The organism is Corynebacterium sp. HMSC071F07, assembly GCF_001810285.1.
GTDB lineage: Bacteria > Actinomycetota > Actinomycetes > Mycobacteriales > Mycobacteriaceae > Corynebacterium > Corynebacterium simulans.
The window spans coordinates 1-911 of the sequence record NZ_KV800684.1; the positions used below are offsets into that span (position 1 = coordinate 1).

Here is a 911-nt window from a genome sequence, read left to right on the forward strand (position 1 = left end):
ACTCAACAAGAACGACACTCCAAAGATCATTAAGCCCAAGGGCGTCAATGGAAGCTCCGGGCAGCACGTCTACGAGGTGACGGTGCGCTTCAAGCTGGATCGAACCAAATTGAATAGCACATCCGTCCCTGCCGGGTACCCGAGTCAGCCTGCCGGTAACTCCCGCTGCTACACCAAGGATGGCCTACATGAACCCAACTTTGGCCTCATGAACGAGGCAGAGATGGGCGGTTGGAAAGACACCTCTTGTATCCCGCTGGAGACCAAGCAGATGGATGTCCTGCTTGAAAAGGTTAGCTATGATCCAGCCGCGCCGGACAAGATTCAAACCGACGAGTTGCTCGACGGCGCGCAGTTCACCGTCCACCGTGGGGACGCTGACGGCAACTTGAAGCTCAACGCGGATGGCACCGTCAATACTGATGCTAACCCCGTAGTGAAGCAGTCCACGACCACCACCACAGGCCGCGTCAAGCTCGAAGGCTTGGATGCCCCTGGCGTGTACTACCTCATCGAGACCAAGGCGCCGGACGGCTATAACCTGCTGCCCGCGCCAATCAAGTTCTCGACGGAGTGGGATCAGGATGGCAATGCAGTCATCAAGGTGCTCTCCGGAGGAACTGCTATCACCAGTAGTAGGTGCGCTGAGTCCGACACTGCTGCCAATTGCGTAAAGAAGGTCGGCATCCTTCAGGTCGCCGACATCACCAAGGGTGCACTGCCCAAGACCGGTGGTGAGGGCGTAGGCCTGTGGGCTCTCGCTGGTGCCGCTATTGTCGCGGCAGGGTGCCTCGCTTTGCGACGCCGCTGGGTATAGAACCACCGCTTGCGGCTACTTTTAGAAAAGGCCCGCTCTTCCAGGGAAGGGCGGGCCTTATTGCATGTTCATTGGCGGTTAGGAGTCTTGCGGG

General features: G+C 58.3%; 1 protein-coding gene. It reads left to right on the forward strand.

The features are described 5' to 3' along the window. Positions 1-817, forward strand: an 817-nt coding sequence (locus HMPREF2724_RS01315; RefSeq protein WP_141748289.1) for a prealbumin-like fold domain-containing protein, incomplete at its 5' end; no start/stop codon positions are given. Between the last annotated feature and the right edge of the window lie 94 nt (positions 818-911).